General features: G+C 48.1%; 12 protein-coding genes. 2 read left to right on the plus strand and 10 right to left on the minus strand.

Features of this window, described 5'->3' with window-relative positions:
- Positions 1-115: 115 nt before the first annotated feature.
- The 9 genes from B5F34_RS05395 to B5F34_RS05435 form a co-directional block, all read right to left on the minus strand.
- Positions 116-868, minus strand: coding sequence for an EFR1 family ferrodoxin (locus B5F34_RS05395; RefSeq protein WP_087335865.1), 753 nt, complete (start codon positions 866-868; stop codon positions 116-118).
- A gap of 51 nt (positions 869-919) precedes the next feature.
- Positions 920-1,078: a hypothetical protein gene (locus B5F34_RS17715; RefSeq protein ID WP_204245586.1), complete on the minus strand. Its 159-nt coding sequence runs from the start codon at positions 1,076-1,078 to the stop codon at positions 920-922.
- Positions 1,079-1,217: 139 nt separating this feature from the next.
- Positions 1,218-2,582 carry a histidine--tRNA ligase gene (gene hisS / locus B5F34_RS05400; RefSeq protein WP_087335867.1) on the minus strand — a complete coding sequence of 455 codons (1,365 nt, stop codon included), beginning with the start codon at positions 2,580-2,582 and terminating at the stop codon, positions 1,218-1,220.
- 287 nt (positions 2,583-2,869) lie between these two features.
- Positions 2,870-3,688, minus strand: coding sequence for a carboxymuconolactone decarboxylase family protein (locus B5F34_RS05405; RefSeq protein ID WP_087335869.1), 819 nt, complete (start codon positions 3,686-3,688; stop codon positions 2,870-2,872).
- Positions 3,689-4,188: 500 nt separating this feature from the next.
- Positions 4,189-5,895 (minus strand): acyl-CoA dehydrogenase family protein, encoded by a 1,707-nt coding sequence (locus tag B5F34_RS05410; protein WP_087335871.1) that lies wholly within the window; start codon positions 5,893-5,895, stop codon positions 4,189-4,191.
- 19 nt (positions 5,896-5,914) lie between these two features.
- Positions 5,915-6,769 carry a hypothetical protein gene (locus B5F34_RS05415; protein WP_087335872.1) on the minus strand — a complete coding sequence of 285 codons (855 nt, stop codon included), beginning with the start codon at positions 6,767-6,769 and terminating at the stop codon, positions 5,915-5,917.
- 18 nt (positions 6,770-6,787) lie between these two features.
- Positions 6,788-7,807, minus strand: coding sequence for an electron transfer flavoprotein subunit alpha/FixB family protein (locus B5F34_RS05420; RefSeq protein WP_087335873.1), 1,020 nt, complete (start codon positions 7,805-7,807; stop codon positions 6,788-6,790).
- 90 nt (positions 7,808-7,897) lie between these two features.
- Positions 7,898-8,791: an electron transfer flavoprotein subunit beta/FixA family protein gene (locus tag B5F34_RS05425; protein WP_087335875.1), complete on the minus strand. Its 894-nt coding sequence runs from the start codon at positions 8,789-8,791 to the stop codon at positions 7,898-7,900.
- A 410-nt stretch (positions 8,792-9,201) separates the two neighbouring features.
- The gene (locus tag B5F34_RS05435; protein ID WP_087335912.1) at positions 9,202-10,386 is read right to left on the minus strand and encodes a C1 family peptidase; all 1,185 of its coding nucleotides are present in this window, start codon (positions 10,384-10,386) and stop codon (positions 9,202-9,204) included.
- A 569-nt stretch (positions 10,387-10,955) separates the two neighbouring features.
- On the opposite strand from B5F34_RS05435, the gene B5F34_RS05440 reads away from it, so the two are divergent.
- Positions 10,956-11,837, plus strand: a complete 882-nt coding sequence (locus tag B5F34_RS05440) for a carbohydrate kinase (protein WP_087335879.1) — start codon at positions 10,956-10,958, stop codon at positions 11,835-11,837.
- 24 nt (positions 11,838-11,861) lie between these two features.
- Here B5F34_RS05440 and B5F34_RS05445 read toward each other — a convergent pair whose 3' ends face one another.
- Positions 11,862-14,834: an AsmA-like C-terminal region-containing protein gene (locus B5F34_RS05445; RefSeq protein WP_087335882.1), complete on the minus strand. Its 2,973-nt coding sequence runs from the start codon at positions 14,832-14,834 to the stop codon at positions 11,862-11,864.
- Positions 14,835-15,095: 261 nt separating this feature from the next.
- Between B5F34_RS05445 and galE the strand changes: the two genes are divergently transcribed.
- Complete coding sequence (galE, locus tag B5F34_RS05450; protein ID WP_087335885.1) at positions 15,096-16,130, plus strand: UDP-glucose 4-epimerase GalE; 1,035 nt, start codon at positions 15,096-15,098, stop codon at positions 16,128-16,130.
- Positions 16,131-16,829: the final 699 nt, after the last annotated feature.

The raw sequence follows: 16,829 nt of genomic DNA on the forward strand, positions 1-16,829 counted from the left end.
AAGCTGTTGATAGATAAAGGGTGCAGTTAAGATCCCAGACGTTTCTCTTGGTTTTATATTATAATGTGTGATTTTTACGTCTGAGTATGCTTGTCTGCACCCTTGTCATGGAGCATTATCTTTCATCGTTTATATAGTCCTCCAGATGATACTGCCCTTTTCCCTTTGTTCCTTTACCGTAGCATATAGCATGAGTGGGGCAGCCATGCAGGCAAGCCATGCAATGAATGCAGGCATTGTTCCATGTGGGATGCCCGTTTACCAGCCGGATGGCAGAAACAGGACAATGTTGCTCACAGCGTCCGCAGGAAATGCATGTATCATCGGTTTGGAAGGCTTTGATACTGATGCAGAAGTTCTTAAAAAGAGGATAGACCACGTAAGTTTTGCACCACGGCCAGCTTCCTTCATGCACCTCCCACACATGTTCTTTGCGTTTCACAGCCGAAGCAATACGGGGTAATTGTTGTTGGGCAGTCTCCACCTTTTGCTGGGCTAAAGCAGGTGGATCGAGTTTAAACATCGGTACATAGGTATTGGGCATCTGTATCGACCAGGCTGCGTCTAACGGGAAATGACGAGAAAGACGGGATAAACCTTTGCCCACATCGTCACCACAAGTGCAGATAGCATAGCGATAGGCAGAAGCAGGAATTGCAAGTTGAGAAAGAAACTGCAAGACAGGAGCCGGGACATACCAAGAGTGGATGGGAAATACAAAGCCCACCCGTGCAGTACCAGTCGGTAAGGCAGGCACAGACTTGTTCTTTATAAAGTCTGTGATGGAACACGCTTCATCGCCCGTCAACGAAGCTAATTGCAAAGCTATCCACTGGGAATTGCCCGTTGCACTGAAATAGAATAGCATAGTTATCTTTCTGTCTTCTGTTATTGGGCGACAAAGATAGTGAATTTATTGTCATTTCAGCAACTGTTCGATATAGCTGCTACGGAATTCACGCGTAGAGTCAACCATGGAATCGCCCATATAGAGAATGAACAGAATGGCTATCACCAGCATTACAATGCCTATGACGGCGTTATGCAAGTTCTGATTGTTATACTGAATGGAAAACATACCTACCTCCTCTTTTTAAATTGATGAACAAATGTAGCGGTGTATGGTTACATTCCCTTTACATCGGCGTTACAAATATAACAAAAAAGGAAACACAATGGTTTCCTTTTAAAAGTATTTTTCAGAAAATCTTTACCAATTAACGCGTAAGAGCCGTTATTACCTCTTCGGGAGTAAGTAAATGCTGTTCGCCGGTGTTCATGTCTTTCAATGTCACCTTGCCTTCGCTCAGTTCGTTGTCGCCCACCAAGGCCACATAGGGTACTTTTTTAGCATTGGCGTAGCTCATTTGTTTCTTCATCTTGCAGCAGTCGGGATAAAGCTCGGCGCGGATGCCTGCGGCACGAACTTTGGAGAGTACTTGCATGGAGAAGGCTGCTTCTTGTTCGCCGAAGTTGATGAAAAGCAGTTGTGTGCCCTTCACCGCTTCCTTGGGGTAAAGGTCGAGTTGGTTGAGCACATCGAAGATACGGTCGGCACCGAAAGAGATGCCTACCCCGCTCAGCCCCGGCATACCGAACACGCCTGTCAGGTTGTCATAGCGTCCGCCTCCTGTGATGCTGCCTATCTGCACGTCCAATGCCTTTACTTCGAAGATGGCACCGGTGTAATAGTTCAGTCCTCGGGCCAAAGTGAGGTCAAGCTCCACTTCGTTTTTCAGCCCCAGACTTTCAAGGGTATTGAGGATGAAAGCTGTTTCTTCTACGCCTTTCAGGCCTGTCTCGCTCGTGGCAAGTACTTGGCGGAGAGTGGCCAATTTATCAGTGTTGGTGCCGTTCAGCAGAATAATGGGTTGCAATTTGGCTATGGCTTCCTCGGAGATGCCTTTGTCGCGTAGTTCGGCGTTTACATTGTCCAGACCTATCTTGTCCAGTTTGTCGATAGCCACGGTGATGTCTACAATCTTGTCGGCCTCGCCAATGATTTCGGCCATACCGGTCAGTATCTTGCGGTTGTTTATCTTGATGCAGACACGGATGCCGAAACGGGAAAATACGGTGTCGACAATCTGCATCAGTTCGACTTCATTCAGCAGGGAATCGCTGCCCACCACGTCGGCATCACACTGGTAGAACTCGCGATAACGGCCCTTCTGCGGACGGTCGGCACGCCACACGGGTTGTATCTGGTAGCGCTTGAAGGGGAAGGTCAGCTCGTCGCGGTGCATCACCACGTAGCGGGCAAAGGGCACAGTGAGGTCGTAGCGCAGACCTTTTTCGCAGAACTTGCAGGCTAATCGAGTTGCGTTGCGGCTCAGGAGTTCCTCGTCGGTGAGACCAGAAAAGTAGTCGCCGGAGTTCTGAATCTTGAAGAGAAGCTTGTCGCCCTCCTCGCCATACTTGCCCATCAGGGTAGAAAGCATCTCCATGGCTGGCGTCTCAATCTGCTGGAAACCATAGAGGTGATAGACACTGCGGATGGTGTCGAATATGTAGTTGCGCTTCGCCATCTCTGTGGGCGAGAAGTCGCGCGTTCCTTTCGGAATACAGGGTTTTGCTGCCATAATCTTATTATATCTTATTTTTGCGGGCAAAGGTACAGAATTTATTCGGGTTAAGGAAGAAGCAGTGAGATAAAGACTGCAAAGACTTGTGTGTGGCAGGCTGTTTTTGCAACTCTTCGTACCACTCGCTCTTGGGTGTTCGGATTTATCATCACTCCTTGCTCAATGCTGCGGGAGGAAAAGGAGTCCGCGTTAAAAAAAAAGAGGGCATGCTTTTTTTGACTGCATGCCCTCTCGATTTATGAGAAATGATGAAGAGAATCCGATATTCTACATGAGTTGGTTCTTTACTTCAGTTTGTTGTATTCCTCATCACTCACAGCTTCCAGCCATTCGTTAGAAGTATTTTCGCCGGGGATTTCAAAGGCCAGATGGGCAAACCAACTGTCGGCAGCGGCACCATGCCAGTGCTTTACGTTGGCGGGGATGTGTATGACATCGCCCGGTAACATCTGAACGGCGGGTTTCCCTTCTTCCTGATACCAGCCGCGACCGGCTACGCATACGAGCATCTGACCACCTCCCTTGGTAGCGTGGTGGATATGCCAGTTATTGCGGCAACGTGGTTCGAAGGTGACATTGCTGAAAGCCACTTGTTCGCGGGAGATGGGAGCCAGGTAGCTGTTTCCGATGAAGTACTTGGCGTATGCCGTGTTGGGTTCGCCGATGGGGAAAATCATCTCACGTTGGAAAGCGGCTTTGCCGTTGTCGGCTGTGGAATCATCTGCCCAGACGTCCTTGGCAAGGCGGAAGGCGCCCCAGGCATTGGGCCATCCGGCATAAAACGCAATGTGAGTCAGTATTTCCGAAATTTCGGTTCGTGTCACTCCGTTTTGTTTGGCAAATTGCAGGTGGTGGGTCAGCGAAGAGTCAATGATACCTTTGCCCACCAGCGTGGCAATGGTGATCATACTGCGGTCGTGCGGGCTGAGTCCCGGCCGGTTCCATACTTCTCCAAACAATACATCGTCATTTACTTTTGCAAATTCGGGAGCAAACTCGCCCAGTTGCGTGCGACCGGCTGTTTGCGTGATTTTTTCTTGTGCCATAATCTGTTGAATATTTACAATGAACAAAATCAGTGATACAAATAATACTTTTTTCATACTCGGAATGTTTTGAGGGTTACAGATATTGTTTCCGATGCAAAAATAGCCTTTCGCGGGTATGATGGCACTACCCGAATTGCAGGTTATTGTATCATTTTTACAGATTGACTACGCTACTACGACCGTTTGTAGACAATGTGTTTGTGCAGTAGTCTTCAAACTTTTCTCTGTTCGTTAAACCGCTATGAATAAATGAAATATCATCGGCTGTCCTGCTTGTATGTACCGCTTGCACTTTGGTATCCTTGTAGCCGTGCCTGGCCGGAACTCTACGTTATACTTAAGCAGAAACCGGCTTGTATATTAGAAGCCGGAAGCAAAAGGCTTTGAAGCGTGCTTCATCTATAGATGAAATGCAGGGGGATGGTCAGTGGTTGAAGGCAAAAAAACTTCAGGCGCAAATTGCGCAAGGCTTCCGGCATGTTGGTCCGTAAATCTTGTACAATCTGCGCCCGAAATATTAGGGTGCAACGTGGCTCCCTTCCGCTGTTCTTATTTTACTTGCGGTAGGCGGCCAAGTCGTCTGCGTTGAACTTGGTGATGAAAGCGTTGTGCTTCTCTACCTCTGCTTCGGCATAGTTTACATATACTTTGGCAGACTGGACGAACAGTTCCGGTGCACGGGTAGCGTCCTGGATGATGAGGTGAGACATGACACATACGGCTGCCATTTCGTAGAGGCGGCGTGCCATCAGGTCGTGCAATTCCTGGTTGCCGGTTTCCTTTACCAAATTGGTGCACGCCTCGAATCTGTCGGTCATGACTTTTACGCGCTCCAGCAGTGGCTTCATCTCTTCCGAGCAGGCCACTTGTTCATAGTCGCGCAGTGTAGACAGGTACGAACCGTTGGTGACGTAGCGGATGGCAGCTACTACCTGCAACTGTGTTGTTCCTTCGTAAATGCTGGTGATACGGGCATCACGGTAGATACGCTGGCAGGCATATTCCAACATGAAACCACTGCCACCGTGCACCTGGATGCAGTCGTAGGCGTTCTGGTTGGCATATTCGGAGTTCATGCCCTTAGCCAACGGCGTGAACGAGTCGGCCAGTTTGGCGTATTTCTTCTGCTCCTGGCGTTCTTCGGGAGTCAGTTTGCGTTCGCGGGCAATATCGTCCAGAGCTTTGTAGATGTCTACGTAGCGTGCTGTCTGATAGAGCAGGGCACGTCCGGCATCCAACTTAGCTTTGATGGTGCTGAGCATGTCGGCTACGGCAGGGAATTCGATGATGGCTTTGCCGAACTGTTTGCGGTCTTTGGCATAGGCCAGTGCTTCGTTGTAGGAGGCCTGGCTGAGTCCGACAGATTGGGCAGCAATGCCCAAGCGGGCGCCGTTCATCAGGGCCATCACATACTTAATCAAGCCCAGCTTGCGGTCGCCGCAAAGTTCGGCGCGGGCGTTTTTATACACCAGTTCGCACGTGGGCGATCCGTGGATACCCAGTTTATTCTCAATGCGGCGTACGTTCACACCGCCGTCTCTCTTGTCGTAGATGAACATGGAGAGACCGCGTCCGTCACGTGTACCCTCTTCAGAACGGGCCAGTACCAAGTGCAGGTCGGCATCGCCGTTGGTGATGAAGCGTTTTACACCGTTCAGCCGCCAGCAGTTGTTGGCTTCGTCGTAAGTGGCCTTCAACATCACGCTTTGCAGGTCAGAACCGGCATCGGGCTCTGTCAGGTCCATGGACATGGTTTCTCCGGCACAGATGCGGGGGATGAAACGGCTGTGCTGGTCTTCGTTGCCAAATTCGTAGAGTGTTTCAATGCAATCCTGCAGCGACCAGATGTTGCCGAAACCGGCATCAGCGGCAGCTACAATTTCGGCGCACATGGTGTAGGGCGTGATGGGGAAGTTCAGTCCGCCGAAACGGCGCGGCATGGTCATGCCGTTCAGTCCGGCCTTTACCATGGCATCAAGGTTCTGTTTCGTGCCACTGGCATATTCCACACGTCCGTTGGCGCAGTGAGGACCTTCTTCGTCCACGCCTTCTGCATTGGCGGCAATGACTTCACCGGTGATTTCGCCGGTTATCTCCAGTACTTTGTCGTAAGAGTCTATGGCATCGGCATAATCTTGCGGCGCATAGTCGAACTCGTCTTTATCTCTATAGTTCCGTTCTTTTAGTTCGCAGATGCGCTCCATCATCGGATTATTCAGATGATAGCGCAACTCGGGATGTTCTGTATAAAAGTTTGGCATAATTTTTCTTTTTAAGGGTTTATCTTGAAATAAGCACACACTTGACATTTTTGATGCAAAGGAGCGATTCGACAGGCCTTCCATCTATCAGACAGGGAGTGAAAACCTTCCCCTGGAGAGCTGTCAGTACCTGTCGGAAACATTCGTCGGAGAACAAGGGGGAATCAGTGCGGCGTATAGTCAGGCTCTTTGTTTCGCCGAGCGCGTTGATTCGCAGACAAATGTCAGCACTTACTTGTTCCTTGCCGTTTTCCATCAAGTTGTTCAGCAGCTCGTTTGTCAGGATGATGTTTTGGTTGATAACTTTCATCAGGGCTTCCTCTCCGGCCTTGAAAGCAACTTTTTGGTAGAACGGAATAAAATCGAGCGAAGTACTGTCGGTAGACAGATAGAATCCACCTTGTGATATATCTTTCTTGTAGGTTTCTTTCCGCTTGACTGCACCGTTTTCATAATATTGTGTCAGTGGTCCGTCCAGCATGTCATCTTTGTACTGTCCTCGGGCCATGACGGTTCCGCTCGGATAATAAAAGATAACTTCTCCGTTGCGTCGATTACGGGTGTAATGCACCATCAGGCTGTCCTGTTCACTCTGCTGGAATTTGTAGCGGGTAATGCCATTCAATGTGCGTTGAGAGGCTTTCCTCTTGAATTGACTGTATTCGCAGCTTCGTGTCAATTTGCCATCAAGTGTATAGAAACAGATTTCAAACTGCTTTTTACCTCTTTTGTGTATTATCGCATATTCTGTAGCGCTGGCTTTATCATCTACTACATTGGCGTTAATATCTAAGTAGACAGTGTCCTGCTGTGCTTGTACGGTAGACCCTGTCATGAGAACAAGCACAAGCAAAGAAAGTAGAATCTGTTTCATGGCTTCAAGTATAAAGAGTTATTTACTATGTGATTTATAATACTTGATCATCTTCGGAATCACTTCTTCTACCGTGCCGTTGATGACATAATCGGCAATGGTGTTGATTGGTGCATTCGGGTCGCTGTTGATAGAGATGATAATGCCGCTTTCCTGCATACCTGCGATGTGCTGAATTTGTCCGCTAATGCCACACGCAATGTAGAGTTTGGGGCGTACAGTCACTCCGGTCTGGCCAATCTGGCGGTCGTGGTCGGCAAATCCTGCATCTACGGCGGCACGGCTGGCACCTACCTCAGCGTGCAGTTCCTTGGCCAGTTCAAACAACTGGTCGAATCCTTCTTTTGATCCCATGCCGTAGCCACCGGCAACAACAATAGAAGCTCCTTTCAGGTTGTGTTTGGCTTTCTCCACGTGGCGGTCGATGACCTTTACTACATAGTCTGTATCGGGTACATACTTGGCTACGTCGTGGTTAATGACTTCACCTTGGTAGTTCTCGTCCAGAATTTCTTTTTTCATCACTCCTTCGCGGACAGTAGCCATTTGCGGGCGATGTTCGGGGTTGACGATGGTGGCTACGATGTTGCCGCCGAAAGCGGGACGTATCTGGTAGAGCAGGTTCTCATATACTTTGCCTTCTTTCTTGTCTTCGTGATTGCCGATTTCCAGAGCTGTGCAGTCGGCAGTCAGACCGCTGGTCAGTGCTGATGATACACGCGGACCCAGGTCGCGGCCGATGACAGTAGCACCCATCAGGCAGATTTGCGGCTTTTCTTCTTTGAACAGATTGATGAGGACAGACGAGTGGGGGAGCGACGTGTAAGGGAACAATCCCGGTGCGTCGAACACATGTAACTTATCCACGCCGTAGGGCATCACTTGCTTTTCGATGCCTGCCAGGCCCGAGCCTGCGGCGATGGCTTCCAGTTGGCAGCCCAGTTGGTTGGCCAGTTTGCGGCCTTTTGTCAGCAGTTCCAGGCTGACATCGGCAACCGTAGTGCCTTCTATTTCGAGATATACGAATACGTTGTTCATTGTTCTTTAGTTAAGAGCTACGGACTACGAGCTACGGGTGATAGTTGTTAAGACTGTCCTATAGCTTGTAGTTGTTAACCTGTAGCTGGATTATCCGATGGTATGGTTTTCTAACAGTTCGACAATCAGGTTCTCTACGTCATTGTCGCTGCCAGTCATTGTCTTGCTTTCCTTGGCCTGGAACGAAATGTTCTGAATGGTTTTCACCTTGGTGGGCGAACCGCTGAGGCCGCATTGTGCCAAGTCGGCATTCACGTCGGCAGTGCTCCATTCCGTGATGTTCAGGTAGGGTCGCTGTTCATACTGTTCTGCATAAGGCAGAGCGGCGCCTTCTTTTGTAATGGCAGCTTTTTCTTGTGCACCTAAAGCACGTTTGTACTTCTGCACCAGTTTGGCATTGCGGGGGCGGCAAGGGGCTGCGCTTCCGTTGACAGTGATAACTAAGGGCAGGGGAGCTTCTACGGTTTCTACACCGCCGTCGATGTGGCGCTTGATGGTTACCTTTTTGTTTTGCTCATCTACGTTCAGGATTTCCTCGGCATACGTCACCTGAGCCAGTCCCAGTTTTTCGGCCACCTGCGGACCTACCTGTGCTGTATCGCCGTCGATAGCCTGTCGTCCTCCGATGATGAGGTCGTATTCGCCTATCTTGCGGATGGCAGTGGCCAGGGCATACGAGGTGGCCAGCGTGTCGGCGCCGGCAAAGGCGCGGTCGGTTAGCAAGTAGCCGCCGTCGGCACCGCGGTACAGTCCTTCACGAATGATTTCTGCCGCACGTCCCGGTCCCATAGTCAGAAGGGTCACGGTAGAACCCGGGTGCATTTCTTTCAGGCAGAGAGCCTGTTCCAGTGCATTGAGATCCTCCGGGTTGAAGATGGCGGGGAGAGCCGCACGGTTGATGGTTCCGTCGGCTTTCATGGCATCCTTCCCGACGTTGCGTGTGTCGGGAACCTGTTTTGCCAATACTACGATTTTCAAACTCATGTTGTTACTTTTATATTAGTATTAGGATTGTTATCTGTCTTTTTCGCAGGGATAATCCCTATGTCATGCAGAGAAAAAGGCAAGCGGACTCTCGGTATCGCCTGGAGGGTATCTTGCATTTATTTCTGTTACATATCGGTGTGCAAATTTACGGAAAGTGTTTGTATTGGCAAGAAAACGAGGAAGAAAATGCACAAATACAAGCATTTTGCGCAAAGGAGGAGATTGGAGGCTGCGGGGGGGGGTGCAGCGGGCTGTTACTTTCTTTATGATAGAGTTCCAAGGCAAATCATGTAAAATACATCCATAGGTGGAAAACATTATTCGTGATATTTTCCTGATTTGCGGCAAAAAGAAAGAGGATATATCCATTTGATATACCCTCTTTCCTGAACAAAAGCAACTAAAGATTATTTTAATCCGAGTTTTTTCTTGATGTCTTTAGGCAGTGCATCCTTGTGAACCAGGATGTTCATGGTTTTATAGGCAACGAAAGCTTTCGAGGCATACCATATACCGTTGTATTTACCGCTCAGCCCCCAAGAGTTTTTCACCATAAAGTATTCCTTGCCGCTCTGGTCTTTGGCAATACCATAGATAACCATACCATGATCGTCGGTTGTCTCCCAGTTGTCGAAAGCTGTCTGACGCATTTCCTGCGTGATTTCCATTTCGGGCAGAGGCTTGTTTGTCAGTTCCTTGCGCTTGTCGGCAGCTGTCAGGCCAGTCCAACGGGCCATGTCGCTTCCTGTCAGTTCGGCGCCGCGGGTAGCATCGGGCATAACGGCGATACCATCGCGCGTGAAACCTTGTTCGCTTACGTCACTGCCCCAAGCGAAGGTGTAGCCGGTTTTGATGGCATTGTCCATTACAGCCATCAACTCATCGATGGGCAGGTTGTAAGAAAGTGCGTTGCGCCAGTTGTCCTGAATTTCGATGGCAAACTGGGTGTAGAAAGGATGGTGTGTGTATGAAGTGAGAGATACATAGTCGTCCGGATTGATGCCCAGCGATTCGGCAAAGCTCTTCGGTGTGTATTCCTTGCCTTCATAGGTGAATGTTTCGGGGCATTTGCCCAGATAGGTGTCGTAGATAGCACTGATGCCGTTTTTCCATACGGGAGTCAGTTTGCCGAAGTTGCCCTTGCCGATGGCACGTACATAGGCACCGGCTACAGCGTCCAGTTCGTTGTGTACGGGCAGTGAGTCGCCATACATGATGCCCGGCATGGCAGTTTGGGGCACCAGACCGTAATTTTTCATGCAATACATGATGTCGTAGAAGCTGCCGCCCGGTGAGAAGGAAGCATCTCCGTGATAGCGAACATAGTTGACTGCACGGTCTACCATAGTGTGATGAACGACAAACATTTCAGAGAGGTCGTACGTCCCTTTGCCCAAACGGAGCAATTCGGCTTCCAGGAAACCAAGGCTGGAGAAACTCCAACAAGTGCTGGAACGATGTTGGTCTTTGACACTGGTAATAGGATTCTCTTTCACAGTAGTGAAAACGAAGCCCTCTTCTTTCGGGGCATCTTGCGCGGCTGCTTGCAGAGTCATCAGACCCAAAGCGGCGATGAGTACGGATTTCTTCATCATAAATATGAATATAGCTTTAATAAAAATGTTTTTTGTTACAATGGGGGCAAAGGTAATAAAAAAAGTAAGAGAATGGTACTTTTAGGTAAAAAAGCATTCTCTTTTTTGTCTTATAACGCAGATTTCTGTAGTAACAGCCTGAGTTGACAGGATTTCTTCTTCATAATCCAGAGCCGCCGGATTGTGGAGTACCTTTGTGGTAAGTGTCTGTTTTTTTGCAAGATGTGGCATATCCAGATGCAATATGTCTATTTGTCGGCGGCTTGTGCACATGCGAAGCTTCCTACAATCCTTAATCTTAATATGTATCAAATTCGCAATAAAATTGATATTTGTTATTGTCACATAGTAATTTACTCCTTATTTTTGTTCTCGGTAATGAAAACAATTCCAGCTTTCCGTCCCGCATAAGGATGTCCGGGAGGTTGAGGGTGTCGGCAGGCTCTTTCGGAGAGGTTTCCTTTTAAGGTATAAGAAGCGGATTCTTAAGCGATAGGGAGTTTGCTGCCAAGCGCTAAGAACTGAGCTTATTATAAGTGGAAGTTGAATACTTATATAAATATGTTATGAACCAAATCGTAGTAGGAATGGGCGAAGTACTGTGGGATGTGCTGCCCGAAGGTAGAAAATTGGGCGGTGCGCCCGCGAACTTTGCTTTTCATGTGTCGCAGTTTGGCCTGGACAGCCGTGTGGTCAGTGCTGTGGGTGCGGATGAACTCGGCTCTGAGATTGTGGAGAATTTCCGCGAAAAAGGCCTGAACGCCATGTTAGAGATTGTGCCTTATCCGACAGGCACCGTTCAGATTGTATTGGACAACCTGGGTGTACCGTGTTACGAAATAAAAGAAGGCGTAGCCTGGGATAATATTCCTTACACCGCTTCGCTGGACATTCTGGCCCGTCAGACTCGTGCCGTATGTTTTGGTTCGCTGGCCCAGCGCAGTGCAGTGTCGCGTGCGACGGTTAACCGTTTTCTCGACACCATGCCCGACGGCGAAGGTCAGTGGAAGATATTCGATATTAACTTGCGTCAGAACTTTTATACCAGGGAGGTGTTGTCTGCTTCTATGCAAAAGTGCAATGTCTTGAAGATTAATGATGAGGAGTTGGACACCGTCGGCCGTATGTTGGGATGTTCGGACATCAGTCTGCAAGACAAGTGCCGGATGCTGTTGGAGAAATATGACCTGAAGATACTTATTCTTACCTGTGGGGTGAACGGCAGCTATGTCTTTACTCCCGGCCAGGTGTGTTTCCAAGAAACTCCCAAGGTGGAAGTGGCCGATACAGTGGGGGCAGGCGACTCGTTTACTGCCGCTTTTGTTTCAGCTGTTTTGAAAAGCATGCCTGTTGAAGATGCCCATCGGCTGGCTGTGCGTACCTCTGCTTATGTGTGCACACAGAATGGAGCCATGCCGATGCTGCCGGCAGAACTGACAAATATCTGACAGGGGCGGGCAGGGCATCTGTTTTTATCTTTCCCGTCTCCTTAGCCTCTTCCGGAAGTCTTCCACTATTTGCTGGCCCATCGTTACAATAGTGCTGTCTACCTTGTGTATTTCTACGGGTGTGACAGCATTTTTGTATTTGGCTTTACCTATGCTGAATTTCATGTCATCCAGATTGCCCCGTATGTTCAGACCAAACTTGATGGGGATAGGCGACTTCAGGATGGAGATGTGGTAATCGAAGTTCATGTTCAGGTCTTGTGTGCCTCCTACTGCAGCCCGGTAGCGGTCCATCTGCACAACAAAAGGATAAACGGTGACGTTGCCGTCTTTTACACTGATGTTGACGGCAATACTGTCTATCATGTTTTTCTCTTTGTTTTTAAAGAAGAACTTTTTCGATATTTCCGCGAAAGTCTCGCCGTCCATCAGTACCAGACTGTCGCCTTTTAATTGGATGGCTGAACGTAGGGAAGGGATCTGCAGGTTGAGGCATGAGTCAAGGTCGCTTTCGGCTGCCACGTTAAAGTCTACTACCCCTTCGAATGAACGCAGCATGGGTACGATACTGTCCAGCGAGGGTATGAAGTCCACCAGCCGTCCAATGTCTACCCTGTGCAGCTTGAAGTCAAAACCTGCATAGCCCCGTTCGGGACGGCTGGCTCGGTAGAGCAAGGTAGTGTTCATGGTAGCTCCCAGTCCCGTCATGCTCAGTTCCTGCAAGTGTACGGTCTGGTTGCGTATGTCTATTGCACCATGTACGTTCTCGAACAACATTTTTCCGTAGCGCACCCGCTTTAGGTTTGTCTGCAGTTGGAAATCGATGTTCTTGGGAATAACAAACAGTTTTAAATCGGTAGCTGTTGTATCTGTTTCAGCCTCCAAAGTGTCTTGTGGAAACGATATGGAGCGGATCAGTTGGTTACAGTTCAGATTCCTCGAAGTAAGAGACAGTTCCGCCCGGAGTGTCTTGTGGTGTTTCATGGCCCCGTAGAGGTCGTGTACCGAACCGCTGGCTGTCAGGTCTGAACGTCCGATACGCATGGTGGCATTACGCAATGTAATGGCTCGGTTGCCCACTGTGAGCGAAGTCTTCTGCATCCGGACAGGTAGGGCGAACAAAGGTGTGCGTACCGACATCCGGTTGAATCCGACAATGCCTTTGGGTATCCAGAGTGAGTCGCGTATTTTTTCGGCTGTAACCCCGATACCGGCCTTGTCCATGCCCATCCGTGTGTCGCCCATTCGGCAGAACAGCGTGTCTGCCTGCAAACTTAATCCTATTTGCGGCTTCTCCGGATTGTGTTCGCCGGGTTGTAGTTTTACGGTTGCAGTACTCTTTCCGCAGAACACGTTTATTGAGTCAGACATCGATGCCTTCAGCCGTTGCATATTCAGTTTGCATTCCATGTGTGCAATGCGGGTGGTGTCTTGTGGGTTGGTAGTTTTCACAGTAGCAGTCAGGCTTTGCAGGTCGGAGTTGATCCGGCGTGAATGCAATGCCATGTTTTTGATTTCGGCTTTTGCTCCCAGAATGTCGTTGCCGGCAAAGGCCAATGAGGCATCTGCACTAAAGTCGAATTTTTTGTTTGTATCATGCAGGAAAAGTCCGGTCATGGTCAGTTTTCCTCCGGCTCTGATGCGTCCAATGTCTTTTTTCTTCAAGGCAGAGAGCCGTGTATGTACCTTCAGTTTTGCTTCCAGATTTCCACCCATGCTTACTCCTTCCTGCAGTGGGAAGGTCTGCGCCAAAGCAGTGAGGTCGGCTGTCGTTTCTGTGTGAAAGTCGATGACGGGATCGCCCAGCAAGTCGGTGACTTTGGCATCGGCCAGAATATCGGTATGGGCACCTTTGAATTGCAGAATCTTCAGTTCAGCGTATGACGGATGTTGTTTCATCAGGTCTATTTGGCTGTAAAAGTCTGCTTTAAAGTTATCTACTCCATACGGAAGCCGGTTGTATTGGGCTGTTACATTATTTATTTGTATTTTGAGTGTGGCCATTGGCATTTTCTTTTTCCCATAAAGCCCTTTCAGGGTTCCTTCCATCCGTATTTCGCCATCGGCCTTTACCTTTTCTTTTTTTAATATGCTTTCTGGAATCATGTGCAATAGAGTTTCAACGGATGGAGCATGGAGGGCATAATCCAAATCCACTTGCAGGGCACGTGCAATGGAGTCACGCTGTAACCTGCCTTTCAGGTCCAGTTCTACTCCGTTAACATCCAACCGGGCATCTTTCAGTGCAAAAGTATGGGTGGCACGGTTCAGTTCAATGTCGGTGCGCAGCCGGGTAGTTATGCGGTTGGCAAGCAATTCACCGTCTTGCCAGAACAACACATTCTTATTATACCAGTCCAGTGCCAGCAGGGAATGACCTTTGCGTAGGTTGGCTTTCAGTCCCAGGTTAACATCCCACAGATTAGCGAAGACCTTTGTCTCGCGGTCATCGAAAGTCAGTGAGGCATGGCGCAGCACAATCCGCCGGACATCTATTTCGCGGATGGTGAGTGCTGTGTCTGTAGCGGTTGTGTCGGTCCTGATTTTTGTCGTATCAGTCGGGACTATATCCCAGTTGGCTCGTCCGTCGTCGTGTTTATAAGCATAAATCTTGGCACTGTCCAACGCCAGGCGATAGATGGTGACCTTTTGTTTTTTCAGATAATCTATAGGATTGATGACAAGCAGAGCCTTGTGGAAGGAGGCCAATGTGTCAGACCGCTGCCAAAGTGTGTCCCGGATGGCGTTTGATACCAGCGTGCCGTCTGTTAGCTTCAGACCGAAGCGTGGGAAAGTAGAGAAAAAAGTTAGTTCAACACTGCCCATGTCCAGTTTGGCCTTCAGGTTCCGGTTGGCAGCTTCCACTACCACAGGCGTCAACTTTTCGGGAGTAAATATAAAATGGATAGCCAGACCAATGGCTGCTGACAGCAGAGCAATCAGCGAACCAAGTACAAGGCTGCTGATACAAAGTGTTTTTTTTACGTTTCTTTTCATAAGCCATGAAGAATATACTCGGCAAAAATAGCGATTCTTTTTTAGAAAAGCAGGGTATGGTTGTAATCTTTTAGGGTGCTTCGATGGAGGCGAGATAGAATCATCACGAAAAAAATCTTTTTTTCTGCATTATTTTTTGCTTATTGGTGGTTTTATTAATTTTAATCCTTACATTTGTAGCGTGTTTTAAGCGAGAAAGGACTGAATTTCTTAGTTCTTTGGATATTTTAAACACCGGAATTTCTTATAAAACACATAGATATGAAAGATAGAATATTGGTAACAGGAGGTACGGGCTATATAGGTTCGCACACTGTAGTAGAACTTCAGAATGCAGGTTATGAAGTTGTCATTGTGGATAACCTCTCCAATTCGAGTGCTGATGTAGTTGATAATATTGAGGCGGTATCAGGCATTCGTCCGGCTTTTGAAAAACTGGATTGTTTGGATTTTGCCGGATTGGACGGTGTATTTGCAAAATATCCGGGCATAAAGGCTATTATTCACTTTGCAGCCAGCAAGGCGGTGGGTGAATCTGTTCAAAAGCCTTTGCTCTATTATCGCAATAACCTGGTTTCTTTGATCAACCTCCTTGAGCTGATGCCCAAATATAATGTGCAAGGTATAGTGTTCTCTTCTTCCTGCACAGTTTACGGTCAGCCCGATAAGTTGCCCGTTACCGAAGAGGCTCCTATCAAGAAAGCTGAATCGCCTTATGGTAACACAAAGCAGATTAACGAGGAAATCATCCGTGATACAGTAGCTTCGGGTGCTCCTGTAAGTGCTATCCTTTTGCGCTATTTCAATCCTATTGGAGCTCATCCGTCTGCTTTGTTGGGCGAACTTCCGAATGGCGTCCCCCAGAATCTGGTGCCCTACATCGTTCAGACAGCTATTGGCATCCGCGAGAAATTAAGTATCTTCGGCGATGATTACAATACGCCTGATGGTACATGTATCCGCGACTATATCAATGTGGTCGATTTGGCCAAAGCGCACGTGGTGGCTATTGCTCGCATATTGGAGAAAAAGCAGAAAGAAAAAGTAGAAGTCTTCAATATTGGTACTGGTCATGGGCTTTCCGTACTCCAGTTGGTACATGCGTTTGAGAAGGCTACAGGAGTTAAACTGAACTATCAGATTGCTCCACGTCGTGCAGGCGATATTGAACAAGTATGGGCTGATCCGGCTTTGGCTAATAAGGAGCTGGGTTGGAAAGCTGAAACGAATATAGAAGACACGCTCCGTTCTGCCTGGAATTGGCAATTGAAGTTGCGTGAAAGAGGCATACAGTAAAGAAATTTCCCCTTTTTAGGGAAAACCGTGAACAAATGCTCTCTGCATTTGTTTGTTTGAATGCAAGCCTGAAGGTAGAAGTTTTAGTATGTGAATATTCTGACTTCTGCGTCTGTAATTAGTTCAGACAGGCTTATGCATAGTAGTTTTGTCGTGTTTTATTTTGTGTTTGTGTTGTGGATAAGCTTTGTCGGGAGACAAGGCTTATTTTTTTGTATGCTCGGTATGAGTATTAGCTAACGGGTGCAAGTCCCCAATAAGCCCTAATAGCGGGAATCATACAGCCAATAACAAGGATATCCATCGCGAGTTGGAATCTGAAACCAGGGAAAGCGAAGCAGGCAACTGCACCGACGTATGCACGTGGTCTTGTGTGGTTCGACCCCTTCGGTCGCCGAGCGTGCGAAGCTAAAAAGACTCAGACGGGCGAGGTTCAACCTCTATGAGATTGTCAGCGCAAGCAAAAATGTGGCGATATGCACAATTCTAACCCACACAAAGTAAAGAAGAGAAAAATTCAAACAGAAATTAAATAGAAAATAAAAACAGAGAGGACTTTGAAGAGATAAAAAGCACTCCCTCTCTTCGTAGGAGATGTACCGCGGTGCAAAGTTAGGCAAAATATTGATTAGAGCAACTTCCAGGACATTTAAAAATCAAATTCTGTTTATTTTTTTGTTTAGCATTGTTGGTCTTGTT

This window comes from Mediterranea sp. An20 (assembly GCF_002160055.1).
GTDB lineage: Bacteria > Bacteroidota > Bacteroidia > Bacteroidales > Bacteroidaceae > Bacteroides > Bacteroides avicola.